Annotated in this window: 22 protein-coding genes; 10 read left to right on the top strand and 12 right to left on the bottom strand. The window is 68.9% G+C overall.

Going from position 1 to position 23,920, the window contains the following annotated elements; genetic code table 11:
- Positions 1-74: 74 nt before the first annotated feature.
- Positions 75-1,013 (bottom strand): hypothetical protein, encoded by a 939-nt coding sequence (locus tag ACWGCN_RS11230; protein WP_452457660.1) that lies wholly within the window; start codon positions 1,011-1,013, stop codon positions 75-77.
- Between the two features lie 53 nt (positions 1,014-1,066).
- Positions 1,067-1,741, bottom strand: coding sequence for a TVP38/TMEM64 family protein (locus ACWGCN_RS11225; protein ID WP_452457659.1), 675 nt, complete (start codon positions 1,739-1,741; stop codon positions 1,067-1,069).
- A 173-nt stretch (positions 1,742-1,914) separates the two neighbouring features.
- On the opposite strand from ACWGCN_RS11225, the gene ACWGCN_RS11220 reads away from it, so the two are divergent.
- The 4 genes from ACWGCN_RS11220 (at position 1,915) to ACWGCN_RS11205 (ending at position 7,667) form a co-directional block, all read left to right on the top strand.
- Entirely contained in the window at positions 1,915-3,786 is a 1,872-nt protein-coding gene (locus ACWGCN_RS11220) for a methylmalonyl-CoA mutase family protein (protein WP_452457658.1), read from the top strand.
- The gene (gene scpA / locus ACWGCN_RS11215) at positions 3,786-6,050 is read left to right on the top strand and encodes a methylmalonyl-CoA mutase (protein WP_387444273.1); all 2,265 of its coding nucleotides are present in this window, start codon (positions 3,786-3,788) and stop codon (positions 6,048-6,050) included. The genes ACWGCN_RS11220 and scpA overlap by 1 nt, the downstream gene beginning before the upstream one ends.
- The gene (gene meaB, locus ACWGCN_RS11210; RefSeq protein WP_387444275.1) at positions 6,047-7,144 is read left to right on the top strand and encodes a methylmalonyl Co-A mutase-associated GTPase MeaB; all 1,098 of its coding nucleotides are present in this window, start codon (positions 6,047-6,049) and stop codon (positions 7,142-7,144) included. The genes scpA and meaB overlap by 4 nt, the downstream gene beginning before the upstream one ends.
- 199 nt (positions 7,145-7,343) lie before the next feature.
- Entirely contained in the window at positions 7,344-7,667 is a 324-nt protein-coding gene (locus ACWGCN_RS11205) for a hypothetical protein (RefSeq protein ID WP_378991983.1), read from the top strand.
- A gap of 13 nt (positions 7,668-7,680) precedes the next feature.
- On the opposite strand, the gene ACWGCN_RS11200 is transcribed toward ACWGCN_RS11205, so the two are convergent.
- Positions 7,681-8,808, bottom strand: a complete 1,128-nt coding sequence (locus tag ACWGCN_RS11200) for a magnesium and cobalt transport protein CorA (protein ID WP_387444280.1) — start codon at positions 8,806-8,808, stop codon at positions 7,681-7,683.
- A 109-nt stretch (positions 8,809-8,917) separates the two neighbouring features.
- Here ACWGCN_RS11200 and ACWGCN_RS11195 point away from each other — a divergent pair, with 109 nt between their 5' ends.
- Positions 8,918-9,283 (top strand): ArsR/SmtB family transcription factor, encoded by a 366-nt coding sequence (locus ACWGCN_RS11195; protein WP_387444282.1) that lies wholly within the window; start codon positions 8,918-8,920, stop codon positions 9,281-9,283.
- Positions 9,280-9,753 carry an SRPBCC domain-containing protein gene (locus tag ACWGCN_RS11190; RefSeq protein WP_452451440.1) on the top strand — a complete coding sequence of 158 codons (474 nt, stop codon included), beginning with the start codon at positions 9,280-9,282 and terminating at the stop codon, positions 9,751-9,753. Before ACWGCN_RS11195 ends, ACWGCN_RS11190 begins: the two co-directional genes overlap by 4 nt.
- A 9-nt stretch (positions 9,754-9,762) precedes the next feature.
- Here the strand turns inward: ACWGCN_RS11190 and ACWGCN_RS11185 are convergent, their stop codons facing one another.
- The 7 genes from ACWGCN_RS11185 to ACWGCN_RS11155 all read right to left on the bottom strand — a co-directional run bounded on the left by ACWGCN_RS11185 (position 9,763) and on the right by ACWGCN_RS11155 (position 16,489).
- Positions 9,763-11,304: a molybdopterin-dependent oxidoreductase gene (locus ACWGCN_RS11185; RefSeq protein WP_452457657.1), complete on the bottom strand. Its 1,542-nt coding sequence runs from the start codon at positions 11,302-11,304 to the stop codon at positions 9,763-9,765.
- A 48-nt stretch (positions 11,305-11,352) separates the two neighbouring features.
- A complete protein-coding gene (locus tag ACWGCN_RS11180; RefSeq protein ID WP_378991990.1) occupies positions 11,353-12,084 on the bottom strand; it encodes an anti-sigma factor in 732 nt (243 codons plus the stop codon).
- Positions 12,081-12,728 carry an ECF RNA polymerase sigma factor SigK gene (gene sigK / locus ACWGCN_RS11175; protein WP_378991991.1) on the bottom strand — a complete coding sequence of 216 codons (648 nt, stop codon included), beginning with the start codon at positions 12,726-12,728 and terminating at the stop codon, positions 12,081-12,083. The genes ACWGCN_RS11180 and sigK overlap by 4 nt, the downstream gene beginning before the upstream one ends.
- Before the next feature lie 113 nt (positions 12,729-12,841).
- Entirely contained in the window at positions 12,842-13,489 is a 648-nt protein-coding gene (locus tag ACWGCN_RS11170) for a fasciclin domain-containing protein (protein WP_378991992.1), read from the bottom strand.
- 120 nt (positions 13,490-13,609) lie between these two features.
- Positions 13,610-14,527, bottom strand: coding sequence for an alpha/beta fold hydrolase (locus ACWGCN_RS11165; RefSeq protein ID WP_452457656.1), 918 nt, complete (start codon positions 14,525-14,527; stop codon positions 13,610-13,612).
- Positions 14,528-14,588: 61 nt separating this feature from the next.
- On the bottom strand, positions 14,589-15,899 hold the full coding sequence (locus ACWGCN_RS11160; RefSeq protein ID WP_449962919.1) for a cryptochrome/photolyase family protein: 1,311 nt from the start codon (positions 15,897-15,899) through the stop codon (positions 14,589-14,591).
- The gene (locus ACWGCN_RS11155; protein ID WP_452457655.1) at positions 15,896-16,489 is read right to left on the bottom strand and encodes a lipocalin family protein; all 594 of its coding nucleotides are present in this window, start codon (positions 16,487-16,489) and stop codon (positions 15,896-15,898) included. Before ACWGCN_RS11155 ends, ACWGCN_RS11160 begins: the two co-directional genes overlap by 4 nt.
- A gap of 172 nt (positions 16,490-16,661) precedes the next feature.
- Between ACWGCN_RS11155 and ACWGCN_RS11150 the strand changes: the two genes are divergently transcribed.
- The gene (locus ACWGCN_RS11150) at positions 16,662-17,498 is read left to right on the top strand and encodes a MerR family transcriptional regulator (RefSeq protein WP_378991997.1); all 837 of its coding nucleotides are present in this window, start codon (positions 16,662-16,664) and stop codon (positions 17,496-17,498) included.
- A gap of 194 nt (positions 17,499-17,692) precedes the next feature.
- On the opposite strand, the gene ACWGCN_RS11145 is transcribed toward ACWGCN_RS11150, so the two are convergent.
- Positions 17,693-19,045, bottom strand: coding sequence for a TIGR01777 family oxidoreductase (locus ACWGCN_RS11145; RefSeq protein WP_452457654.1), 1,353 nt, complete (start codon positions 19,043-19,045; stop codon positions 17,693-17,695).
- Between the two features lie 13 nt (positions 19,046-19,058).
- Positions 19,059-20,561, bottom strand: coding sequence for a multicopper oxidase family protein (locus tag ACWGCN_RS11140; protein ID WP_452457653.1), 1,503 nt, complete (start codon positions 20,559-20,561; stop codon positions 19,059-19,061).
- A 250-nt stretch (positions 20,562-20,811) separates the two neighbouring features.
- Here ACWGCN_RS11140 and ACWGCN_RS11135 point away from each other — a divergent pair, with 250 nt between their 5' ends.
- The 3 genes from ACWGCN_RS11135 to ACWGCN_RS11125 all read left to right on the top strand — a co-directional run bounded on the left by ACWGCN_RS11135 (position 20,812) and on the right by ACWGCN_RS11125 (position 23,855).
- Positions 20,812-21,972 (top strand): sensor histidine kinase, encoded by a 1,161-nt coding sequence (locus ACWGCN_RS11135; protein WP_378992001.1) that lies wholly within the window; start codon positions 20,812-20,814, stop codon positions 21,970-21,972.
- On the top strand, positions 21,969-22,601 hold the full coding sequence (locus ACWGCN_RS11130; RefSeq protein ID WP_378992002.1) for a response regulator: 633 nt from the start codon (positions 21,969-21,971) through the stop codon (positions 22,599-22,601). The genes ACWGCN_RS11135 and ACWGCN_RS11130 overlap by 4 nt, the downstream gene beginning before the upstream one ends.
- Positions 22,602-22,805: 204 nt before the next feature.
- Complete coding sequence (locus ACWGCN_RS11125) at positions 22,806-23,855, top strand: alpha/beta hydrolase (RefSeq protein ID WP_378659772.1); 1,050 nt, start codon at positions 22,806-22,808, stop codon at positions 23,853-23,855.
- Positions 23,856-23,920: the final 65 nt, after the last annotated feature.

The following is a 23,920-nucleotide window of genomic DNA, read 5'->3' as shown; positions in this document are numbered from 1 at the left end:
TGAAGAAGCTCACTTTCATATTTGTTCCGAATCACAACCTAGATCAGGTGCCCCTGGAGTAATGGGGTTTTAGTTCAGATCACCGGACTGAACTCGGTCAGCACCGTGCCGTGCCGGATGAGACCCGACAGACCTGGCAGTTCGACCGGTGGCGACCACGTGCGGAAGCCGTCGACACTGTCGCTGAAGAGGTACCGGCCCTCGGTGTAGGCGTCCAGGTAGATGCGGTGCCCGCCGTCGGGAAGCCGGACGATCGACTGTCCCTCCCGTGGCCCGCCCCACCCCGCCCAGTCGCCGGCGGCGACGAAGCTGTACGGCCCGAGCGGGCGGTCGGCGACGGCGAGTTCGATCAGCTTGGAGTCCTCGTTCTTCACGAACGCGAACAGACGTCCGTCCAGACGGACCAAGGTGGTGTCGATATGGCCGAGTGAGCCGGGCCCGGCAGTGCCGAGCCCGAGCATCGGCACCGGCGGCGCCCAGACGGTGAGCCCGGCATCGAGCGGGATGAGCAGGTGCGGGGTGAAGCCGTGCCCCCAGGTCAGCGACACGATGATGCCGACTCGCCCCGCCGCGTCGGCGTACCACTCCGGCGCCCACGCGCCTTCGAGCCTGCCCGCTACCAGCATCGGCACGTTGGCGAGAAACGTCCAGGTGATCCGGTCGCGGCTGCGGGCCAAGCCGATCGCGGCGGCGTCACCGGCGATCGTGTACGTGAGGTAGTAGTTCCCGTCGGTGTGTAGCAGCACGCTCGGATCGCGGACCAGGCCGGTCGGCGGCACGTACGCGTGCTCGCTGACCGGGGTGAAATCGGTGCCGTCCGCGGACTCGTAGACCGCGAGGGTGGTATCACTGTCGGCACGGAAGGCCGTCATCGTGTACCGGACCGGGGTGCGGTGGGCGTCGATGCCCACCCCGGGGCCGAGCGAGGATTGCGCGCGGGCCGTGCCCGCTGCCAGGAGTGGGAGTCCCGCCAGAAGTGCGAGTGCGGATCTGCGTCCCACCGTGATCGCCATGACCTGGGATTATCCGCGCGGATCGCGACGGCTCGGGGTAGGCGCGCCGTCGGTCAGGAGGTGGCGGGTTCCGGCTCCGGCGCTGCCGGGTCGACCGGTAGCCGCAGGTCGACGATCAGCCCGATGAGCCCGACCGACAGGCAGATGGCCGACACGGTGATCGCGATCGGGTGGCTGTCGCCTGCCAGGGAACCGGCCAGCACCACCGTCGAGATCGTGCCGGGGGCCGAACCGGCCACTGTCGCAGCGAGATACGGGGCAAGGCGGACCGACGACAGACCGCAGCAGTAGTTGAGGATCGAGAAGGGGACGACGGGGATCAGCCGCAGTGCGGCCACCGCGAGCCAGCCACGGCGGGCCAGCCGGTCGTCGACCGCCCGCACCGCCGGGTGCGTGAGGTGTTCGGCGACCCGGTCGCGGCCCAGCCTGCGTACCCCGAGCAGTGCCACGGTCGCGCTCACCGCCGTGGCGGCCAGGGCGATGACCGAACCGAGGATCGGACCGAACAGCACACCGCTGGTCACGGTGAGCACGGTGCGCGGAACGGGCGCGACGGCAGCCGCCGCGTAGAAGAGGAAGAACAGCAGCGGCAACAGCGGCCCGGCGTCGCCGGCCCAGTCCCGGATCTGCTGCGGGCCCGGCAACGGAACCATCATCGCCACCACGAACAGCGCGGCGAGCCCGGCCAGGGCGATGAGCAGGCGCGGGGAGCGGATCAGTCGAGACACCCGGGTAAGCGTACCGGCCGGTAGGGGATGGCCCGGGTGGTCGGACACCCTGTCACAGATAGCATCATCAGGGAACCGGATACATCCTGGTTCGCTGTGGGCCCGTTTGTGGGATTTCACGGACCGGCAGCACACCGGGGTGCGGTCGTCGAATGGAAGAGAGAACAGCAGCTATGCCGATTGGTTCAGAGTCCGGGGCGGGGCTCGCACCGGATCCGGTGCCCGAGTACGCCGCGTGGCGCAAGGGCGTGGCGGGTGTGCTGGCGAAAGCGCGACGGGTCGAGGCTTCCGAGCTCCCCGCCGAACCGGAACATCTGCTCGACGAGACCACCTATGACGGGCTCACGATCGCCCCGCTCTACACCCGCCGCGACGAGCTGCCCGAGCAGCCGCTGCCCGGCGCCTTCCCCTATGTGCGCGGTGGCGACGCCGCGCGCGACCCGCAGCGCGGCTGGTTCGTCGGCGCGTTCGCCGGTGAGGACGATGCCGAGGCCACCAACCGGGCGATTCTGACCGGTCTGGAGAACGGCGTGAGCGCGATCGCGCTCGGAGTGGGCACCTACGGCGTCGCCGTCGACGACATCCCCCTTGCCCTGCGTGGGCTGCTGTTCGAGCTGGCACCGCTGACGCTGGTGGCCGGTGCGGCGACCGGCACGGCCGCCGAGCGGGTGTTCGGCGTCCTCGACGGGTACTCGATCGCCGATCGCACGCAGATCCGGGTCGGCCTCGGCGCGGCCCCGCTGACCAGCGCCTTCACCGGTGCCGAAGACCTCGACCACGCCGAGACCGTGGCGCTGGCCGTGCGCGCGATCGCCCGGCCCGAGACGGTCCGCGCGATCACGGTGGACGGCATCGCCTTCCACAACGCCGGTGCCGCCGACGCACAGGAAGTGGGCGCCGCCGTCGCGGCCGGTCTGGCCTACCTGCGCCTGCTCACCGGTGCCGGGGTCGACATCGCCGACGCGTTCGGTCAGCTCGAGTTCCGCTTCGCGGCGACCGACGACCAATTCGCCACCATCGTGAAATTCCGGGCGGCCCGGCGCCTGTGGGCCCGAGTGGCCCAGGTCTCCGGTGCGCCCGCCTTCGGCGCCGCCCCGCAGCACGCGATCACCTCGGCCGCCATGATGACCCAGCGCGATCCCTGGGTGAACCTGTTGCGCACCACGCTCGCCGCATTCGGCGCCGGCGTCGGCGGTGCCGATTCGGTGACCGTACTGCCCTTCGACGCGGCCCTGCCCGCAGGCGAACTCGGCGTATCCACGACGTTCTCCCAGCGCCTGGCGCGCAACACCCAGCTGCTGCTGCTCGAGGAATCCCGTCTCGGGCACGTGCAGGACCCGGCCGCCGGTTCCTGGTACGTCGACAAGCTGACCGACGAACTCGCCGCCAAGGCATGGGAGTTCATGCAGGAGCTCGAGTCGGCGGGCGGCTACCTCGCCGCGCTCGACACCGGTGTGCTCGCGGCCCGGATCGCCGAGACGGCCGCCGCGCGCGCTGCCGACGTCGCCCATCGCCGCACCGCGGTCACCGGCGTCAACGAGTTCCCCAACCTCGCCGAGACCCCGCTCTCGGAGCAGGCGCGCGAGCCTGGCCCGAATGCGCGCTACGGCGCTGCCTTCGAAGCGCTGCGCAACCGCTCCGATGCCTACCTGGCCGCCAACGGTGCCCGTCCGAAGGCGCTGATCGTGCCGCTCGGCCTGGTCGCCGAGCACAACGCGCGCACCATCTTCACCGCGAACGTGCTCGCCTCGGGCGGCATCGAGTCGGTCAACCCCGGTCCGCTCACGGTCGACGCGATCACTGCCGCCGCCACCGAGTCCGGTGCGCGCATCGCGGTTCTGTGCGGTGCGGACAAGCGCTACGGCGAGCAGGCGGGAGCCGCCACCGACGCCCTGCGCGCCGCCGGAATCGAGACCGTGCTGCTGGCCGGACCGGAGAAGGCGGTCGAGCAATTCAGCGGGACGCAGCGTCCCGACGGGTACCTGGCCCTGCGTATCGACGCGGTCGCGGTTCTGTCGCAGCTGCTGGAGAAGGTGGGAGCCTGATGACCACGTCCGATATCGAGCACGTCATCGGCAGTTTCGCCGAGGTGCCGCTGACCGATCACGCGTCCGCGCCGGCCGACGTCGACGCCGAGCAGGTCCGCGCGTTCGTGGCCGACGCGGCGACGGCGAACCACACCACGCCCGAACAGCTGGTCTGGTCGACCCCGGAGGGCATCGACGTTCCGCCGGTGTTCACCAAGGCCGATCGGGATGCTGTGGTCGCGCAGGGCTATCCGCTCGACACCGTGCCCGGCGTCGCGCCGTTCCTGCGTGGCCCGTACCCGACCATGTACGTGAATCAGCCGTGGACCATCCGCCAGTACGCGGGCTTCTCCACCGCCGCCGATTCCAACGCCTTCTACCGCCGCAACCTGCAGGCGGGCCAGAAGGGGCTCTCGGTCGCCTTCGACCTCGCCACCCACCGTGGCTACGACTCCGACCACCCCCGCGTCCAGGGTGACGTCGGTATGGCCGGTGTCGCGATCGACTCGATCCTGGACATGCGCCAGCTCTTCGACCAGATCCCCCTGGACCAGGTGTCGGTGTCGATGACCATGAACGGCGCGGTGCTGCCGATCCTGGCGCTCTACGTCGTCGCCGCCGAAGAGCAGGGCGTGACGCCCGAGCAGCTGGCCGGAACCATTCAGAACGACATTCTGAAAGAGTTCATGGTCCGCAACACCTACATCTACCCGCCCAAGCCCTCGATGCGGATCATCTCCGACATCTTCGCCTTCACCAGTGCGAAGATGCCGAAGTTCAACTCGATCTCCATCTCCGGATACCACATCCAAGAGGCCGGTGCGACAGCCGATCTGGAGCTGGCCTACACCCTCGCCGACGGTGTGGAGTACATCCGCGCCGGCATCGCCGCGGGCATGGATGTCGACAAGTTCGCGCCGCGTCTGTCGTTCTTCTGGGCCATCGGCATGAATTTCTTCATGGAGGTCGCCAAGCTGCGCGCGGGGCGGCTGCTGTGGAGCGAGCTGGTGTCGAAGTTCGAACCCAAGAGCGCGAAATCGCTGTCGCTGCGGACACATTCGCAGACCTCGGGCTGGTCGCTGACCGCGCAGGACGCCTACAACAACGTGGCGCGCACCTGCATCGAGGCGATGGCCGCGACCCAGGGACACACCCAGTCGCTGCACACCAACGCGCTCGACGAAGCCCTGGCCCTGCCGACGGACTTCTCCGCCCGCATCGCCCGCAACACCCAGCTGCTCATCCAGCAGGAGTCCAACACCACCCGCCCGATCGACCCGTGGGGCGGCTCGTACTACGTCGAGTGGCTCACCCACCAGCTCGCCGAGCGGGCGCGCGCCCACATCGCCGAGGTCGAGGCGCACGGCGGTATGGCGCAGGCGATTTCGGAAGGTATTCCGAAGCTGCGCATCGAAGAGGCCGCCGCGCGAACCCAGGCGCGCATCGACACCGGCCAGCAGCCGGTGATCGGCGTCAACAAGTACCAGGTCGAAGAGGACCACGCCGTCGAAGTCCTCAAGGTCGAGAACTCGCGGGTGCGGGCCGAGCAGATCGAGAAGCTGGAACGGCTGCGCGCCGACCGTGATTCGGTCGCGGTGGAGCAGGCGCTGTCCGAATTGACCCGTGCGGCAGCGTCTTCCGAAGGCGGTATGGAGAACAACCTCCTCGCGCTCGCCATCGACGCCGCGCGCGCCAAGGCCACGGTCGGTGAGATCTCCGACGCGCTGGAGAAGGTGTACGGCCGTCATCAGGCCGAAATCCGTACCCTGTCCGGTGTGTACCGTGACGAAGCAGGCAAGGCATCCAACATCGGCGCCGCCATCGCGCTGGTCGAGGAATTCGGCGAGGCCGAGGGACGCCGTCCGCGCATTCTGGTCGCCAAGATGGGCCAGGACGGACACGATCGCGGCCAGAAGGTGATCGCGACCGCGTTCGCCGACCTCGGCATGGACGTCGACGTGGGCCCGCTGTTCCAGACGCCCGAAGAGGTGGCTCGCCAGGCCGCCGACAACGACGTGCACATTGTCGGTGTGTCCTCGCTGGCCGCCGGTCACCTCACGCTGGTGCCCGCGCTGCGGCAGGCACTGGCCGACGTGGGTCGCCCCGACATCATGGTCATCGTGGGCGGTGTAATCCCGCCCGGCGACTTCGACGAGCTCTACGAGGCCGGTGCGGCCGCGATCTTCCCGCCCGGCACCGTCATCGCCGACGCGGCCATCGACCTGCTGAAGAAACTGGGCGCGGCACTCGGGCACGAGATCGGTGGCGGCACAGCCGAATGAGCGACGGCGCACAGGTGGCCGGGGGTGCCGACGCGCACCCTCGGCTCGGGACCACCGCGGGCGTCGGCTCGCCACGCAACGAGGGGCGCACCGCCGTGGGCGTTCGCCGGACGATCGATGTCGACGCGCTCGCCGAGCAGGTCAAGGCAGGGCAGCGTTCGGCGCTGGCCCGTGCGATCACGCTGGTCGAATCCACCCGCTCCGATCACCGGGAACTCGCGCAGCAGCTGCTGCTGCGGGTGGCGGCGGAACCGGGCAGCGTCGTCTCGAACCGGGTCGGCATCACCGGTGTTCCCGGTGTCGGCAAGTCCACGTTCATCGACGCGCTCGGGATGTACTTGCTGGCCAAGGGACATCGGGTCGCGGTCCTCGCGGTCGACCCGTCCTCGACCCGCACCGGTGGCTCGATCCTCGGTGACAAGACGCGGATGGCGCGGTTGTCGCTCGAGGCGGACGCTTTCATCCGGCCGTCCCCGACGGCGGGCACCCTCGGCGGCGTGGCCAAGGCGACCCGGGAGACGATCGTGCTCCTGGAGGCCGCCGGGTACGACGTGATCCTCGTGGAGACCGTCGGCGTCGGCCAGTCCGAGGTGACCGTCGCCAACATGGTCGATGTGTTCTGCTTCCTCACGCTGGCCCGCACCGGAGACCAGTTGCAGGGCATCAAGAAAGGCGTGCTGGAACTTGCCGAGCTGGTGGCGGTCAACAAAGCCGACGGCAAACACGAGATCGAAGCCAAGGGCGCCGCGCGCGAACTGGCGGGCGCCCTGCGCCTGATCCACCCGCACGACGCCCTGTGGAAACCGCCGGTACTCACCATGAGCGGTTTGGAAGGTGTCGGCCTCGACAAGTTCTGGGGTACCGTCCTCGACCACCGCCGGGTCCTCACCGAGGCAGGCGAATTCGCCGAGAAGCGCCGCCGCCAGCAGGTCGACTGGACCTGGACCATGGTGCACGACCAGATCCTGCGCCGCCTGGCCGACAATCCGAACGTGAAAGATGTTCGCGCGCAGGTGGAATCGGCTGTCCGCGCCGGAACGCTCACTCCCGCCCTCGCCGCCGAACAGATCCTCACGGCCTTCGACCGGAGTTGAGACACCTGCACGGTGCCCACCGGTAGCTGATGGCATCGTCAGTGAGTCGTATCCAGGGTGATCGCCGGGGATTTTCGGCTTTCACGTCGGGGTTTGTGGATGATATTCCGATTTCGTCTCCTTTGCCAGCTGTTGCCTGTGCCGATTTCCGAGGATCCTCGGAAGTGGACGTCGAGAGCTGACGGCCGAGGAGGTAGTGATGACGATCTTCCGCACGAATCGGACCATGAGCAGCGACAGGACGCCCGAGCGGGCGATTCTCGGGGGCGACGGTCGCTGGCGGCTCACCTGGCTGCCAGAACTCGGCCTGACGTCCGATCAGGCGATATCAGGACTGAGGCTGGATGAGATCCTCAGTGATCCGGCCCTGGTCTATGACCGGATGGCACTGGCGGAGGCCACCACCTGTGCCGACCGCATCGGCATCATCCTCGAGCTCGCGATGGTGCGACTCTGGAAGCGGATGAGCACCGCCATCGCGCTCTGCGGGTTCGTGGCGACCCGATGGGGTCGACTCGTCTGACCGGGCCGGATTTTCACAACCAGCGGATACGTCGGAAGGCGACGATCAGGGTGGCACAGATGGTGGCCATGACGATCAGAGTGGCGGGGTAACCCCAGGTCTGCCGGAGTTCGGGCATGTGATCGAAGTTCATGCCGTAGATGCCGGCGATCATGGTGGGAACCGCCAGGATCGCGATGTAGGCGGAGATCTTACGCATGTCCGTGTTCTGCTGGACGGCGATCTTGGCCACCGCGGCGCCCACGAGGGTGGTGAGGGTTTCGTCCAGGTCGTTGATGCGTTCGGCGACGCCGCTGTGATGGTCGGCGACGTCGCGCAGGTAGCGGCGCACTTCCTTGGGCAGGGGAGTACGCGGCGCGGTGAGGGTTTGCAGCGGGCCCGCGAGCGGGCGAACGGCGCGGCGTAGCTCGACGATCTCGCGTTTGAGCTGGTAGATGGCCTCGATCGGGATCTTGCTCCGCGGGCTGAAGAGCTCTTCCTCCATCGACTCGACGTCGAACTCCGTCGCCTGGGTGACGTCGATGTAGGTGTCGACGACGTGGTCGGCGATCGCGTGCAGCACGACGCCGGGGCCGAGCGCGAGGCGATCGGGTTCGTCTTCGAGCCGGTGCCGCACGGCGGTGAGTTCGTTGTGTTCGCCGTGGCGGACCGCGACCACGAAATCGGCGCCGAGGAAGACCATGATCTCGCCGGTCTGCACGATCTCGCTGACGGTGTGCATATCGTGCTCGACGTAGGCGACGGTCCGCATCACGGTGACCATGGTGTCGTCGTAGCGTTCGAACTTCGGGCGCTGTCTGCCGGTGACGGCGTCCTCGACGGCGAGTTCGTGCAGCCCGAACGTCGCGGCGATCTCGCCCATCTGGTGCAGGTCCGGTTCGAACAGGCCGATCCACGCGAAACCTGTGCCACGCCTGCGGATTTCGGTCAGCGCGGTCTCGGGGGTGAAGCGGCCGGGCAGACGTTTGCCGTCGACATAGGCGGCGCAGTCGATGATGGCGCGCGCGGTCGGTACCGAGGGTTTGTGGACGACTTCCACTCGCCGTCGGCTGCGCGACAGGAACGGGGAATCCGCCACCCGGGCTCCGATACCGCGCCGGGTCGCGGTGGGAGCGGGTGTGATGCGAGGGCCGTCGACCATCGTTCACCTCGCTCTCTTCGATCGTGCCGCAGCATCCCACGGCGGCCGATGCGGACGCAACCGAAGCGGGGGGTTGCGCAGATCGATCCAACTGTGAATACTTAGGTATGTGCCTAAGTATTCGAGCGGCGAACCGGACGGAGGACTCGACAGTGTCTTTCGGGCATTGGCCGATCCGACTCGTCGCGCGATCGTCGAACGGCTGGCGCGCGGGCCCGCATCGGTATCGGATCTCGCCGCACCGTTCGAGGTCGCGCTCCCGACGATCGTGCAGCACTTGAAAGCGCTCGAAGCCGGTCGGCTCGTCAGCTCGGCGAAGATCGGCCGTGTGCGCACCTACCAACTGGTGCCGGACGCCTTCGCAACGGCGATCGACTGGCTGCACGGCCACCGTCCACCGGCGCAACGGCAGGTGGACCGGCTCACGGCACTACTCGTGGAATCAACCAGAAACTCAGAGGGAGAACAACAATGACCGACACGGCGACCCGCTCCATCAACCACGCCCAGTTCACCATCGAACGCGAGGTGCCCGTCGCGCCCGCCGTCGTCTTCCAGGCCTTCGCCGACCCCGCCATCAAGGCGAAGTGGTTCGGCGGCGAGGAAGGCTGGGAGCAGGGCGAGTCCTCGATCGACTTCCAGGTCGGCGGCCGCGAGATCAACGAAGGCACTTTCCAGCAGACGATGACCTCCCGCTTCGTCGCCACCTACACCGACATCATCGACAACGAACGCCTCGTCTACACCTACGACATGTGGCTCAACGGCTCCCACATCTCCACCTCGGTGGCCACCTGGGAATTCGAACCCACCACCACCGGCACCAAGCTCACCCTCGTCGAATTCGGCGCCCACCTGGACGGTTTCGACACCGGTGACCAACGCGAGGAAGGCACCCTCGGTCTCGTCGACGCCCTGGTGACCTATCTCGCCGGTCAAGCCTGAGCGAATCGCTCACCCCACCATGACCACGCGCGAGTGCCTGCCCGTCGCGCCGTCGGGGAACGGGGTCGCCCTGGCGTCGGTCTGCACCGCTCCGGTGGCGTCGACCGCGCGCACGCGAAGCGAATGCGTGCCGGGCGAGGCATCCCACGTCCAGGTCCACTGGCGCCAGGTATCGAGGGAGTAGGCGGCGGCGAGTGTGGTCGGTTGCCACGGTCCGTCGTCGACCTGGACTTCCACGGCATCGATTCCGCGCCCCTGGGCCCACGCCACGCCTGCCACGATCACCGGTCCGGCGTCCAGGTGCGCGAATGCCGCCGGGACGTCGATCCGGGATGCGGTTTTGATCGGTGCCCGAGTCGCCCAGCCGCGTTGCGTCCAGTACGCCTGTGCGCGGTCGAATCTCGTGAGTTCCAGATCGACAACCCACTTGGTGGCCGAAACGTAGCCGTAGAGACCGGGCACGATCATCCGGGCCGGGTAGCCGTGAGCGACAGGCAGTGGCTCGCCGTTCATCGCGACGGCGAGCAGGGCGTCGGGGTTGCCCAGCACAGCGGCCGATGGCGTGCTCGCGGTGAATCCGTCGACGCTGCGCGACAGGATCATGTCGGCATCGGGGGAGGGCCCCGCCTCGGCCAGGAGATCGGCCAGGCGGTAGCCGGTCCACAGCGCGGTTCCGGCGAGGTCTCCGCCGACTTCGTTCGAGACACAGGTGAGCGTGATGAGTGACTCGACCGCGCGCCGGGCGCTCAATTCGTCGAAGTCGAGCCGGATCTCGCGCTCCACCATCCCGTGGATGCGCAATCGCCACTGCGCGCGAGTCAACGACGGAAGCTGCAGCGCGGTGTCGACGCGATAGAAATCCGGTGCGGGAGTGATGAATCGGGTGAGCCCGGGCACGACTCGGTCCATCTCGGGGGTGACCGGTGGCACCGGCGCCGCGACCCGGGGGAGTACGAAAGCCGCCCGGTCGGCGGCGATATCGCGCAGACGGCTACCGATGACTCGGCCCGCCGCCCCGGCCGCCACTGCGCCGGCCGTCACTGCCGTCAGAGCGAGCAGGAACCCGCGCCGCGTCGGCCCGGCCCGCCGGTCGGCCTCGGCGGGCACGAGGAACAGCGCGCACAGCGCCGCCATCCCCGTCAGTGCACCGACCACCGCCGGAACGGCGAACAGCGGTGTGGCGGTAGGGCGGAGCAGCGCCAAGCCGCTCACGGCGATACCGAGAGCGCCGAGCAGACCGGCCGCCCACGCCGGGCTGCGGCGGGCCACCAAGCCGATCATCGCGGCAGCCACGGCCATGACCGCGGCCATAGTGACGGCCAGTGCCAGTTTGTCGTTGGTGCCGAACCAGCGGATCGCGCTGTCCTTCAACCACTTCGGCGTGTGATCGACCACGGTGGCACCGAGGACGAAGAAGGGGGAGGACACCGGGTCGATGAACACGGCGACGAGGTGTCCGACGCCGAGGACCAGCGCGGCGGCGGCCGCGGCCGCGACTGCCGCCGCGAACCGGCCCGGATGGCGACGGGTGAAGCTGAAACGGCGGACCATGCTGTCACTCCTGGGGTTTCGAGTGTCGGCACGGCCCGCCGCAGCGGGTCAGCCGACTGTCATGCTGACGATCGGGGAGGTGGTCGGCCCGGGTGAACCACCGGCGGGTTCGACCGTCACCGCGAGCGTGTCGGCGACGTCGACCGTGGTCACGACCGAGGCCGGACCGTCCATCACCGCCACCGATGTCGGTGTGCCCGCGCGGATCAGCCACAGCTGATACGCGCGGTCGGCAGGCAGCGCGGGCATGTCCTGGAACGACACCGCGGCCGCGCCCAGCGACTTCGACTCGTACACCGTCATCGCGCCGCCACCGGTGACCGCCACCGAGGACTCCCGGCTGTCGGGCTGGTCGAGCACCTGCTGCGCGGTGACCGCACCCGTCCCGTCGTTCGCGCGTTCGATCACCACCCCGATACCGGCACCGGCACCGACCGCCACGATCGCCGCCGCGGCCACGGTCAACCATCGAAGGTGCCAGCGTCTGCCGGTCGCGCCGCGCCGCGCGAGCGGAGACGGCTGTGTGTCGTACCGATCCAGTGCTCGCATCAGCGCGGTTTCGAGGCGTGCCGGTGGCGGGACCGAGTCGAACACGGTCAGGTCCGCCATCGTCTCCTGGATGCGGCGAACGGCGGCCTGGAACTCGGCCACCCGGTCGGGGCCTGCGGCATCGAGCCACTCCTCGAGCGCCTGTCGCTGTGGTGGATCCAGCGCGTCGATGGCATAGGGGTAAGCCTCGTCCAGCCACGACCAAGGGGTCCGCCGATCGGTCTCGCTCATCGGGTATTCCCTCCGGTCAAACAGTTCTCCAGCCTTTTCAGGCCGTCTTTGATGCGGCTCTTCACCGTCGGCAACGGCACCGCCAAGGTCTCGGAAACCTCGAGATAGGTGCGCCCGCCGTAGTACGCCAGCGCCACCGCTTGGCGTTGGAGTTCGGTCATGGTCTGCAGACAGTCCAGCACCGACTGCTCGTCGAGACGCTGGGTGACCTCCTCGGCCACGACGTCGTGGTCGCGGCCGAGGTGGGCGTGGCCGAACACGATGTCGCGGCGGGTGGCCGACTGCTCGGCCCGTACCCGGTCGACCGCGCGCCGGTGGGTCAGCATCATCAGCCAGCCGATCGGGCTGGCCTTGGTCGCGTCGTACTGTCCGGCCAGCGACCAGACCTGGAGGAACACCTCCTGAGCGATGTCCTCGGCGGCGCCGTGGTTGCGCACCACGCGGAGCGCGAGCCCGAACACCCGCGGGCTCGTGGCGCGGTAGAACTCGGCGAACGCCGCCCGATCGCCTGCCGCGACATCGTCGAGCAGGTCGACCAGCTGCTCTTGGACGGCATGGTCGCGGCGGTCGCCCGTCGGGCAGGCCGGAGCGGGCTCGGTGACCGATCGCAGGTTGATCGGTGCGGAGCCGCGCCGGGCCGTCATCGGAGGGTCCCTGCTTGCATCAGCATGAGAGGGATTTCGGCCTGCCTTCGGGTTCGGATGGGCGCCGCCGGGAAATTTCCGCGGCGACGCCGGGAAAAGCGCCGTCGCCGTCATCACGCCGCGGGCGGCATGAGCACGCTGTCGATCATGTACACGGTGGCGTTCGCGGTGCGCACGCCACCGCAGATCACATTCGCGTCGCCGACCTTCAACGTGTCACCCGAGCCGCTGACCGTCACGTCGGCGCCCTGGACAGTTTTGTGCGTGCCCGCGATGCTCTGCGGCGCGATCTGGCCCGGCACCACGTGATAGGTGAGGATCGAGGTGAGCGTAGCCGAGTCGGTCTTCAACGAGTCGATCGTAGCCGGATCGATCTTCGCGAACGCCGAGTCGACGGGCGCGAAGACGGTGAACTGGCCACCGTTGAGGGTGTCGACGAGATTGACGTCGGGATTGAGTTTGCCCGAGACCGCCGAGGTCAACGTGGTGAGCATCGGGTTGTTGGACGCGGCGACGGCGACCGGCTCTTGGGCCATCCCGCTGACCGAGCCGGGACCACTGGGAACCTGGGCGGCATATGCCGCGCAACCGGGCCCGACGAGGTCGGCGGCCGCGGACGCGCCGGTGGTCATCGGTGCCGACGTCATCGGCGCGGAGGAGCTCGCGGACGTGGTGCTCGAGTCGTCGTCGGAACAGGCAGAGAGGCCGAGTGCCGAGCCGAGGAGCATCGCCGCAACGAGGGCTTTTGGCAAGGATCGCATGGTGGTTCCGTCACTTCCGTCGAGGCGGCGAGGTGCCGCGCAGATGTTGGATGCAACGGAGTTCGGCTGGCTCGGCGGTTCGGATTGCCGACCGTGGCCGTCGATATTCCCGACACGGTGCTAGCGCCCGGGCGTCGAACCGGACGACCCTCGTCCGACGGCGTCCTCGGCCACCGATTCCGGGTGGAGCACCAGCATGGCGGCGAGCAGTCGATCCCACGTGACGTCGGGAAGTTCGTGGCCGATGCCGGTCAGCGGGAGGAGATCGGCGCCGGGGATCTCGCGAGCCATGGCCTCTCCGTTGCCGTACGGAAAGAACGGGTCATCGGTGCCGTGCGCGACCAGGGTCGGCACGGCGATCTCGCCCAGACGTTCCCGCCACCGGTCGCCGGCCTCGACATATGCCAGGTTGAGCACACTGGAGGCCATGTCGGTGGTGCGGTCGACCATGTGGGTCGCGTGCCGACGGGCCCGCAGTTCGTCGAATCCGTGTGTGCCCGCGCGTACCCGGGCCTGTTCCACGCCGTAATCGATCACCGCCGCCCGGTCGGACCAGTCCGGGTGGGGTCTCTCGGTGAAGAACGCCATGATCCGGTCCGAGTGCTCGGGCAGATCCGGGTCCGCCGGGCCGGGGGCGGTCGGACGGGTGTTGATCAGCGTCAGGGCGGATACCCGATCGGGGTGGTCGAGGGCAGCGAGCTGACAGATCCATCCGGCCACCGAGAAACCCACCAGGTGGGCTCGCGGAAGTTCGAAGACATCCATCAGCCCGACGAGATCCGCCACCAGATCCCGGAGGCTGTAGCCGGGAGCGCCCGGCGCGGAGGCGGTCGACCGGCCGGTATCGCGAATGTCGTAGCGCAGCACGAACCGGCCCGCGTCGGCGAGCCGGTCGCAGAACCGGTCCTCCCAGAACAGTCTCGACGTGTTCGGCAGCAGCACCGGTGGATGGCGCCGGTGCCCGAAGGTGCTCACACACAGGTCGACGTCACCGACGGCGACCGTGTGCTCGGGCGATCCCTGACCATGAAGCGGCATGGCGACTCCTCTGCGGTTGCGTCTGTGGAAAAGACGATCTCCGCAGCCGGAATTCATCGGTCTAGCTGCCCACGCAGTCGATGATCGGCGCGGGATAGTCCGCCGGGTCGATGGCCGCGCGCCACGGTCGGTGAATGCTCGCACCGGGTAGGTGCGCCAACTCGGGCAGCCACCGCCGCACATAGACGCCGTCGGGGTCGTAGCGCTCGGCCTGGCGCAGCGGATTGAGGACCCGGTTGGGCCGGGTGTCGGTGCCCGTGCCCGCGACCCACTGCCAGTTGAGCTGATTGTTGGCGAGGTCGGCGTCGACGAGCCAGCGCAGGAAGTGGGCCGCGCCGACCCGCCAGTCCTGGCGCAGTGATTTGGCGAGAAAGCTCGCCGCGATCAGCCGTGCTCGCCCCGGCATCCAGCCTTCGGCACGGAGCTGGCGCATACCCGCGTCGACGATCGGGTAGCCGGTGCGCCCGTCTCGCCAGGCCGCGACGGCCTGTTCGTCGTCGGGGCCCGCGGCCACCCGCGTGCGGTAGTCCGACCAGGCGGCATCGGGACGGGCGGCGAGCACCTGATGGTGGAAATCGCGCCAGGCCAGCTGCCGGACGAAGGCGAGTCCGCCGTCGGTCGCCGTATCGACCCGGCGCACCACCTCGGTGGGGGACACGCACCCGAAGTGGAGGTACGGCGAGAGCCGGGAGGTGGCGTCGGCGGCGAGATCGTCGTTGTCGCGGGCATAGCCGGTGATCGGGCCGTCGAGCCAGTCGTGCAGCAGCGCACGTCCGGTGGATTCCCCGCCGACCCGCAATTGCGGCGACGGTTGCCCGGAACCGAGATCCGTCGGCTCCGGCAGCGGTTCGCTGTGGATCGGCGGCACCGACAGCGAGCGGGGCGCGGGCAGCGGGGTGCGGCGGTGGGCCGCGCTCCAGCGCCGGAAATAGGGGGTGAAGACGGCGAAGTGATCGCGTCCGGTCGACGGGACGAGTTCGGCGGAGGTGGCTGTGACGGAACCGGAATGGCAGTGCACGACGATGCCGGGGTTGCGGCGCAGTGCCTGCTCGCGCTGCCTGCTGTAGCGGCTGACATCCTCGGCCAGGTGCACGCTCGTGGCGCCGGTCTCCTCGATCACGTGGTCGAGGACATCGGCCACCATGCCGCGGCGCACGACGAGCGGTCCGCCGAGCGAGCGCAGCTCCTTGTCGAGTTCGGCGAGTGCGGCGGCGAGGAAGTGCGCGCGGTTGGGCGGGCAGCGATCGGGCACCAGTACCTCGTCGACGACGAACAGCGGTACCACCCGGTCGGCTTCGCGAACGGCCGCGGTGAGTACCGGATTGTCGTGAACGCGCAGGTCGCGGGTGAACAGCGCGATCGCGACGCTCATCGTGCGCAGAGGGGCAGCACACCCTCGCGGCCGCCGGTCGTGGGTGAGGTGAGGTAGACGCACGGGTCCTGGCCCGCGATTCTGATCGCCTCGTCGATCCGCTGCCAGGTGCTCTCGTCCAGGGCCGGGGTGCGGGAGAGGACGAAACCCGACAGTCTGCTCGGCGAGGTGACCAGGGCCCACGAGTAGTCCGGGCCGAGTGCGGTCACCAGGTAGTTCGTCGGTCCCTCGCGCCCGTCCTGGCCGATGACGTCCGGAAAGCTCACGTGCAGTTGCGCGTTCGTGACCGGGTCGTTCACGGTCGCGGTACCGCGGATCTCGTCGACGCCGCCACTCCAGGTGTGGCAGCGATTGTGGACGGCGATGTCGCCGCGCGCGTCGAGGCTGTAGTTCGCGGAGGTGTCGCGTGCGCAATTGAGGTTGAACACCTGCGGTACTGCCGCGAGCTGATGCCAATCGCCGAGATAGCGGTCGAGGTCCAGGCTCGGCACCGGTGCGGGTGGCTCGGCGGCCGCGGAGCCGGAGCCTGCCACGGTGAGGCCGGCGGCGATCAGCAAGGCGGTGGTCCACGGGCCGAATCGGGTGCGCACAGGAAACTCCTCGCGTAGTCGGTGTTCTTCCATGCTAACAGTAATTGATGCACTATTGATGCATGATGTGGACGGTTCAGCGGGTTGTCGGCTCGACGGGCGAGACCGGGCGCCGACGCGCGGAGGCCGGGCCGTGACACGCCTGCCGAGGCGTTCCGGGCAGAATGAGGCGATGCCCGCCGGTTCTGCTCCTGTCTCCGCCGCGGCCGGTTTCACGGTTCGCGCGGTGGCCGACCGTCTCGGCATCCCGACCGCGACCCTGCGGAGCTGGAATCGCCGGTACGGCATCGGTCCCGCCCAGGACCGGCCCGGCCGCCATCGGCTCTACACCGACACCGATATCGCTGTGCTCGAGCACATGCTCGAGCTGATCGGCGGGGGCGCGAGTCCCGCCGGGGCCGCGGCGGCGGCCCGTGGACCCGCGCCTGCCCTCGGTGACCGTGCCGGCCTGCTCGACGCGGCCTTCGCGCTGGACACCACCACCGTCTGTGCCCATCTGGACGCCCATGTGCGGGCTCATGGCGTCGTACAGACCTGGGAGGCCCTGTGCCGCCCCGCGTTCACCGATATCGTCGCGCGTCAGGGCGGCGGTGAGGGCTGCATCGACGTCGAACACCTGCTGTCGTGGTCCATCGCGGCGGTCATGCAGCAGGTGAGACCGGCGCGCAGCAGCGCGCCCGTGCTGCTCGCGTGCACCAGCGGCGAAACGCATTCGCTCCCGCTCGATGTGCTGCGTGCCGCTTTGGCGCAGGCCGGGGTAGGTGCGCGCATGCTGGGCGCTGACGTGCCGACGGTCGCGTTGTCCGATGCGCTCGCCCGGCATTCGAACGAGGCCTCGGTTTTGCTGTGGTCGCAACGTGAGTCGACCGCGTTGACCTCGGCGGTGCTCGCCTGCGCGGGGTCCGGCGCCCGGGTGCTCGTCGGCGGCCCGGGCTGGGACGCCGTGCTGTTGCCCGACACGGTCGAGCGGATCGGTAGCCTGACGGCCGCGGTCGACGCGCTGCGCTGAATGCGTTCGGGGACATCATGTTTGCGCCTCGGTGTCGCCGATCAACCGCGCTCCCGGCTGGACACAACCGCGCGATCTGACCTGCCGACCATCGAACGATGCGCAGGCGATGCGATACAGGAACTAGTCGACTCCCACGTCGGCGAACTCGCTGACACGCATCGTCCGCTCGCGACGACCGGTGCCGGACCGTGTCAGCCCGCCGTCCGCCCCAGCAGGTGCCGCAGCGTCTGCTCCAAATCCTCGCTCCGGAAGAGGTGCCCGGCCTTCGTCAGCTGGGTCGGCGTCACCCGCTGACTGGCCTCGGCGAGTTCGCGCGCGCCCTGCTTGCCCAGCAGTACCGCCGGGCCGAAGCTCGGGACCGGCAGCAGCGCCGGGCGATGCAGCACTCGCGCCAGCACGCGGGTGTACTCGCTGTTGCGAACCGGCTGTGGCGCAACGGCATTGACCGGACCGGCCAGCGTGTCGTCCCAGAGGGCGCGGTGGTAGACATCGACGAGATCGTCGATACCGATCCATGACAACCACTGCCGGCCGTCCCCGATCCGACCGCCGAGACCGGCGCTGAACAACGGCCGCAGCAACCGCAGGGTGCCCCCACGCGGAGACTGCACGATGCCGGTACGCACCCGCACGACCCGGACTCCGCCCACCGCGGCGGGCTCGCACGCGTCCTCCCACTGTTCGACCACATCGGCCAGGAATCCGTCACCGCGCTCGGACTTCTCGGTCAGCGCCTGCTCGCCACGGTCATAGCCGTAATAACCGATGGCGGAGGCGCTGACGAAGGTTTCGACGCCCGAGGCCGCGGCCAGCTCGGCGAGCCGCCGGGTCGGCTCGATGCGGCTGTCGGCCACCACACGCCGGTGCGCGGCGGTGAATCGGCCCGCGATCGACGCCCCGGCCAGATGCACCACGGCATCGATGTCGGCGAGCAGGTCGGCGGCGGGCGCGTCGGGGTCCCACTGTCGTTCGTCGGGATGCTGTGCGCGATGGCGGACCAACCGCACCACGCGGTGGCCGCCGGTGCTGAGGAAGGCGCTCAGCGCGGAGCCGACCAGCCCTGACGCGCCGGTCATCGCGATCGTCGTGGTCGGCAGGCCGGCCTGCGCCGCACGGCGGTGGCTCGCCAGATCGTCGGTGAGCTGGCGATAGCGGAACTCGAACATCGGCCGCAACACCGACTCCGGAATCGGCGTCCGCACCCGATCGATGACACGGGTGTGCGTGGCGCCGACCTCGGCGAACTCGTGGATATGCTGCCACGGCAACAGCCGGGAGACCGGCCACGAGGCCGGTCCGCCCGCCGCGACGGCATCGGCGAACCGCTCGGGCGGCCGATACTGCTCGGGGTCGTGTTGAGCGATCCAGCGCAGCCCGCCGGGCAGGCCGAGCACCGCTCGCCCGGTGGCCAGCGAATCGGCTTCGGAGATCAGGGTGACCGGCTGCCATGGTGGCGCCAATCGCGTGAACGCACCGCGACGGGCGAACCAGGCGAAAACGTCGGATCGGGGTGTTGCAACGATGTCAGAACACTCGATGCCCATCCCTCGACTGTAGTCACGATCCGCCGTGATCCATGGCTCCCATGTCCATGTCCATCAGCGCAGGTGCGGGTTGCTGCCCGGGGGCCAGCACCAGGAACTGGCCCATCATGCCCTGGTCTTCGTGGTGGAGCAGGTGGCAGTGGTACATGTACGGATAGGTGGGGTCGGTGTGGTCGGCGAAGTGCATGGCCAGGGTGTAGGTGGCGCCCGGGGTCGTGTAGACGGTGTCCTTCCAGCCGGAAAGGGCTGGGGGAGGCGGTGTTCCGTCGACGGCGACGATCTGGAATTGGACGTCGTGGACGTGGAAGTTGTGGGGCCAGTTGTCCTTGTTGCGGACCGTCCAGACTTCGGTGGTGTCGACGGGAATGGTCATGTCGATGCGATTCATGTCCATGCGGCGATTGTTGATCATGAACCATTGGAGGTCGAACGAACGGGTCGGTGGGGTGGTCGCGGCGGCGAGGGCGGGCATCGGGATCAGCGTCGCCGGTAGTGCGGCGGAGGGTCGCACGGTGGCGCCGGCACGCAGTGTCAGGATGTCGAAGGTGTCGTCGAAACCGAACTCGCCCGCGCGGTCGATACCCGCGCGCTCGGTGATCGGCAGCGACCGTAACGTGATGTTCTCGCCCGGATCCAGGGCGACCACCAGCTCGACACGCTCGCCAGGGCTGACCTGAATCCGCTTCAGCGCAACGGGTTCGGCGAGCAGACCGCCGTCGGTGGCGATGAGCTGGAACGTTCTGCCGTCGCCGAAGGCGAGCTGGTAGAGCCGGCCCGACGAGCCGTTGAGGATCCGCAACCGGACCCGGTCGGTGGTGACGGGCAGGTGGGCGTTCGCGATGCCGTTGGTGACGATCGTGTCGCCGAGCAGGCCGACGTCGGTGGCGTCGGAATCGTCGAGGGCGCCGTCGGCGGTGAACCGGCGGTCCTGGATCACCAGCGGAATGTCGTCGACGCCATAGTCTTTCGGCAGATCCAGGGCGTCCGACGCGTCGTCGTCGATCAGGAAGAAGCCGGAAAGGCCGCGCTGGACATGCTTTTCGGTCGCGCCGTGCGGATGTGGGTGGTACCAGAGCGTCGCGGCCTGCTGCTGCACGGTCCACTGCGGCGCCCACTGGGCACCCGGCGCGATCATCTGATGGGGGCCACCATCGAACTTCGCGGGCAGGTGCATGCCGTGCCAGTGCACCGACGTGGGTTCGGGCAGGTCGTTGGTGATGGTGAAGGCCACCTTCTCGCCGCGTCGAGCCCGCACGGTGGGTCCGAGGACCGAACCGCTGTACCTCCATGTCGGGGTCTGCTTGCCCCGGATCATCTCGGTCGTGCCCGGCTGGGCCCGCAGCGTGAATCGGCGGACGCCGTCCGCGCCGGCGGTGGATGCGGCCAGCGGTGGGATCGGCAACGGTCGCGTCGACCCGGGTGCTGAATCAGGTGCCGAGGGGCGGATCGAACACCCGGCCGCGTACGCCACCGGTGCGAGGGCGAGCCCGGTGAGAAATCCTCGTCGCGAGACCACGTGTGCTCCTTCTGTGCGGGAACCTCCAGCTTCGTTCGGGGGCGGCGGCGGGGACTCCGCCGAACGGCCCGACTCGGTCCGCGGGATTCCACCCGCGCGGCCCTTGCGCGCGCGCAGTTCGCCTGGTACTCCGAGCCGATCCAGAACGACTCGCCGATCGAGCCCCCTCGCGGATCGCGCCCGCTCTCGCACGGGCGCGCCGACCGCCTACTCGCGCGGCCCGAACCACTCGGTCGCTTACCGTGGGGGCGTGATCGACATCCGCGCCCACCGCGACTGGCGAGGGCTGCTGCGGTGGCTGCCGCTGGCGCTGATCCCGGTGTTGCTGCTGGCCAGCACCTACCCGGGCCAGTACCGCGTGCCGCCGCACTACTGGCTGCTGGCGATGACCGCGGCCGTGGTGTTTCTGGCCGGCGCTCGGTGGCCGCTCGCGGTGTCGCTCGCGCTGTCGGCGCTGGCTGTGCCGATGCTGCGCACCGATGCCTGGGGAGTGTCCGGGCTGGCGCCGTACCTCGGCGCGGTGGCCCTGGTGGATGTGGTGGCGCGCACCCACCGGTGGTCGACGGTCGCGGTGTCGACCGCGGGCTGGGCCGCGGCTGTGACGCTCGGGCGGGTCGGCCTCCACGACAACTCGATCGGGCGGGCGTCGACCCTCGTCGAGGCCGCGGCATATGTGGGACTTCCGTTGCTGCTCGGGTTGTACCTGCGGGGGCAGCGTGACCTGGCGCAGAATCTGCGCGTGCGCGCCGAGGAGGCGCAAGCGCGTACCCGCCTCGACGAGCGCGCCGCGCTGGCGCGGGAGCTCCACGATGTGGTCGCTCACCATATGGCCTCGATCGTGCTGCGGACCTCGGTGGCGGGACATGTTGTGCGCGAAGCCGATCCGCGGGTGGTCGCGGTGCTCGACGATGTGCGCGACACCGCGGCCGATGCGCTCGCCGACATTCGCCGCTTGCTCGCCGCCCTGCGCGATCCTGCCCTCGGCACGGTCGCCCTGGTTGACTCCGACGCGGTCACGACCGAGGTCGAGGCCGCGCTCGCTCGGGCTCGTGCTGCCGGGTTCACTGTCGTGACCGAAATCGACACCGACCTCGGCGGACTCGACGCGATCAGCAGGCTCACGCTGTTGCGTCTGGTCCAGGAATCGCTGACCAACGTGATGAAACACGCGGCTCGTGATGTGCCGGTACGGTTCGCAATTCTCCGGTGCGAAGGCGGGGTCACCATCGAAGTCGTCAACGGCGGACGCGACGGGGCGACGGCGCCTCCTGGACACGGAATCGTCGGGATGCGCGAGCGCGCCGAACTCGCCGGCGGCACTCTCACCGTCGGTACGGTCGCGAACGGCGACGCGACGTGGACAGTGCGCGCTCGGCTGCCGGACACCACGAGGGGAATGGGGCTGTCGTGATCACGGTCTTGCTGGTCGACGATCAGCGCCTTGTGCGCGCGGGCCTGCGGATGCTCATCGAGGACACCACCGACCTCGCCGTCGTCGGGGAGGCGGCCGACGGTGTCGCGGCGGTGCGGCTCTACGCCGAGCTCGCGCCCGACCTGGTCGTGATGGACCTGCGGATGCCAGGACTCGACGGTGTCGCGGCGACCCGGCAGATCCTGGCCGCGTCACCACGCGCGAAAGTGCTGGTGCTGACCACTTTCGACGATGACGAACACCTGTTTCCCGCGCTGTCGGCCGGGGCCGCGGGCTATTTCGTCAAGGACACCGAGCCCGCCGTGCTGCTCGATGCGATCCGGCGCACGGTGGAGGGCGATCTGATGTTCTCGCCCGCGCTGCTGCGCCGCCTGGTCGATCGGGCGCTCGCGGCGCCGTCGGCGCTGGTCCGCACTCCTGATCTGACGCCACGGGAGCTCGACGTCCTTCGTCTCGTGGCCCAGGGGTACGGCAACCAGGAGATCGCTGACCAGCTCCACCTGGGCGTCAGCACCGTCAAGACCCACATCGCCAACCTGCTCGGCAAGACCGGCACCGACAACCGTGTTCGCCTCGCCGTCTACGCGGCAGAGGTCATCGGCCGCTGATATCTCGAGAATCTCCATGGTGGGCTTCGCGGTGGCATTGCTCGAGGCGGAGGGGCCCGCGCATCGGCGGGCCCGATTCACCGTCGCGGCACGATGATTCGCCGAATCGGCGTGGTGTTCGGTGACGAATCGGTAAGAAACCGGTAACGACAGTGTGATCCAGCCCGATATTGTGACGAGCCGCACTGAGCGGTCGGTTTTCGCATGGAGGTTGGATCGGTGAGGTGCCGCAGCGCGGTTTCGGCGGTGCTCGTCGTGGTGGGCTCGATGATGGGCGTGAGCGGGGCGCATGCGCAAGAGCCGGAACCGATTGCCGCGGTGGTGAATCAGACCGTCACAATCGACGGTTCGCGGGCCGAGGTGACCGCGATCGACGGTCGGCAGGTGACCGTACGGATCCACTCGGCCGCCATGGGTCGCGAGGTCTCGGTGAAGGTTCAGCGCCCCGCCGACACCTCGGTACCGCGGCCGTCGCTGTATCTGGTGAACGGCGCGGGCGGCGGCGAGGACACTGCCACCTGGGAACAGAACACCGACGTCGTCGACTTCTTGGCGGGCAAGGACGTCAACGTCGTCATGCCGATCGGTGGCGCGTGGAGCTACTACACCGACTGGCGCGAGCCGGATCCGATGCTGGGCGTGAACAAATGGCGGACCTTCTTCCTCGACGAACTGCCCACGCTCGTCGACACGATGTTCGCCACGACGGGCAGGAACGCGATCGCGGCGAACTCGATGACGGCCACCTCCGTGCTACAGCTGGCGATCGCGAAACCGGGACTGTTCCGCTCGGTCGCCGCCTACAGCGGCTGCGCCCAGATCAGCGACCCGGTGGGTAGGCAGTTCGTCAATGTCGTGGTCGGAACCGGCGGCGGCGACGCGTCGAACATGTACGGTCCGCCCGGTGATCCGGCCTGGGCGGCCAACGACCCCGTCGTGAACGCCGAGGGGCTGCGCGGCACCAAGCTCTACGTCTCGAACGGCAACGGACTGCCCGGCGAGTTCGACAAGCTCGGCGACTCGCACCTGGTGACCTGGGGCCCGGTCGGGTTGGCCAACCAGATCGTCGTCGGCGGCGTCATCGAGGCCACGACCCGCTGGTGCACCAAGAACCTGCAGAATCGCCTGGAAGAACTGGACATTCCCGCGACCTTCGACCTGTCGACCCAGGGCACCCACTCGTGGGGCTACTGGCAGAAGGCCTTCAAGAACTCCTGGCCGCTGCTGGCCGAGGGGATGGAGATCCCCGCCTGATCAATTCTCGTCGCGAGTAACAGCGACGTAATATCATGGCCTATCCGATGCGGCGACGGGCTCGC

The organism is Nocardia sp. NPDC055050 (assembly GCF_053608345.1).
The sequence above is the reverse complement of the archived record's forward strand: the minus strand, read 5'-3'. Positions and strand labels throughout refer to the sequence as shown.

Excerpts from the sequence above, each read along its gene's own strand:
- scpA (WP_387444273.1), top strand. The coding sequence starts at position 3,786 with ATGACCACGTCCGATATCGAGCACGTCATCGGCAGTTTCGCCGAGGTG.
- ACWGCN_RS11170 (WP_378991992.1), bottom strand. The coding sequence starts at position 13,489 with ATGCGATCCTTGCCAAAAGCCCTCGTTGCGGCGATGCTCCTCGGCTCG.
- ACWGCN_RS11125 (WP_378659772.1), top strand. The coding sequence starts at position 22,806 with ATGGAGGTTGGATCGGTGAGGTGCCGCAGCGCGGTTTCGGCGGTGCTC.
- ACWGCN_RS11185 (WP_452457657.1), bottom strand. The coding sequence starts at position 11,304 with ATGGTCCGCCGTTTCAGCTTCACCCGTCGCCATCCGGGCCGGTTCGCG.
- ACWGCN_RS11205 (WP_378991983.1), top strand. The coding sequence starts at position 7,344 with ATGACGATCTTCCGCACGAATCGGACCATGAGCAGCGACAGGACGCCC.
- sigK (WP_378991991.1), bottom strand. The coding sequence starts at position 12,728 with ATGACGGCCCGGCGCGGCTCCGCACCGATCAACCTGCGATCGGTCACC.
- ACWGCN_RS11150 (WP_378991997.1), top strand. The coding sequence starts at position 16,662 with ATGCCCGCCGGTTCTGCTCCTGTCTCCGCCGCGGCCGGTTTCACGGTT.
- ACWGCN_RS11220 (WP_452457658.1), top strand. The coding sequence starts at position 1,915 with ATGCCGATTGGTTCAGAGTCCGGGGCGGGGCTCGCACCGGATCCGGTG.
- ACWGCN_RS11190 (WP_452451440.1), top strand. The coding sequence starts at position 9,280 with ATGACCGACACGGCGACCCGCTCCATCAACCACGCCCAGTTCACCATC.
- ACWGCN_RS11180 (WP_378991990.1), bottom strand. The coding sequence starts at position 12,084 with ATGAGCGAGACCGATCGGCGGACCCCTTGGTCGTGGCTGGACGAGGCT.
- ACWGCN_RS11165 (WP_452457656.1), bottom strand. The coding sequence starts at position 14,527 with ATGCCGCTTCATGGTCAGGGATCGCCCGAGCACACGGTCGCCGTCGGT.
- meaB (WP_387444275.1), top strand. The coding sequence starts at position 6,047 with ATGAGCGACGGCGCACAGGTGGCCGGGGGTGCCGACGCGCACCCTCGG.
- ACWGCN_RS11145 (WP_452457654.1), bottom strand. The coding sequence starts at position 19,045 with ATGGGCATCGAGTGTTCTGACATCGTTGCAACACCCCGATCCGACGTT.
- ACWGCN_RS11230 (WP_452457660.1), bottom strand. The coding sequence starts at position 1,013 with ATGGCGATCACGGTGGGACGCAGATCCGCACTCGCACTTCTGGCGGGA.
- ACWGCN_RS11200 (WP_387444280.1), bottom strand. The coding sequence starts at position 8,808 with ATGGTCGACGGCCCTCGCATCACACCCGCTCCCACCGCGACCCGGCGC.
- ACWGCN_RS11160 (WP_449962919.1), bottom strand. The coding sequence starts at position 15,899 with ATGAGCGTCGCGATCGCGCTGTTCACCCGCGACCTGCGCGTTCACGAC.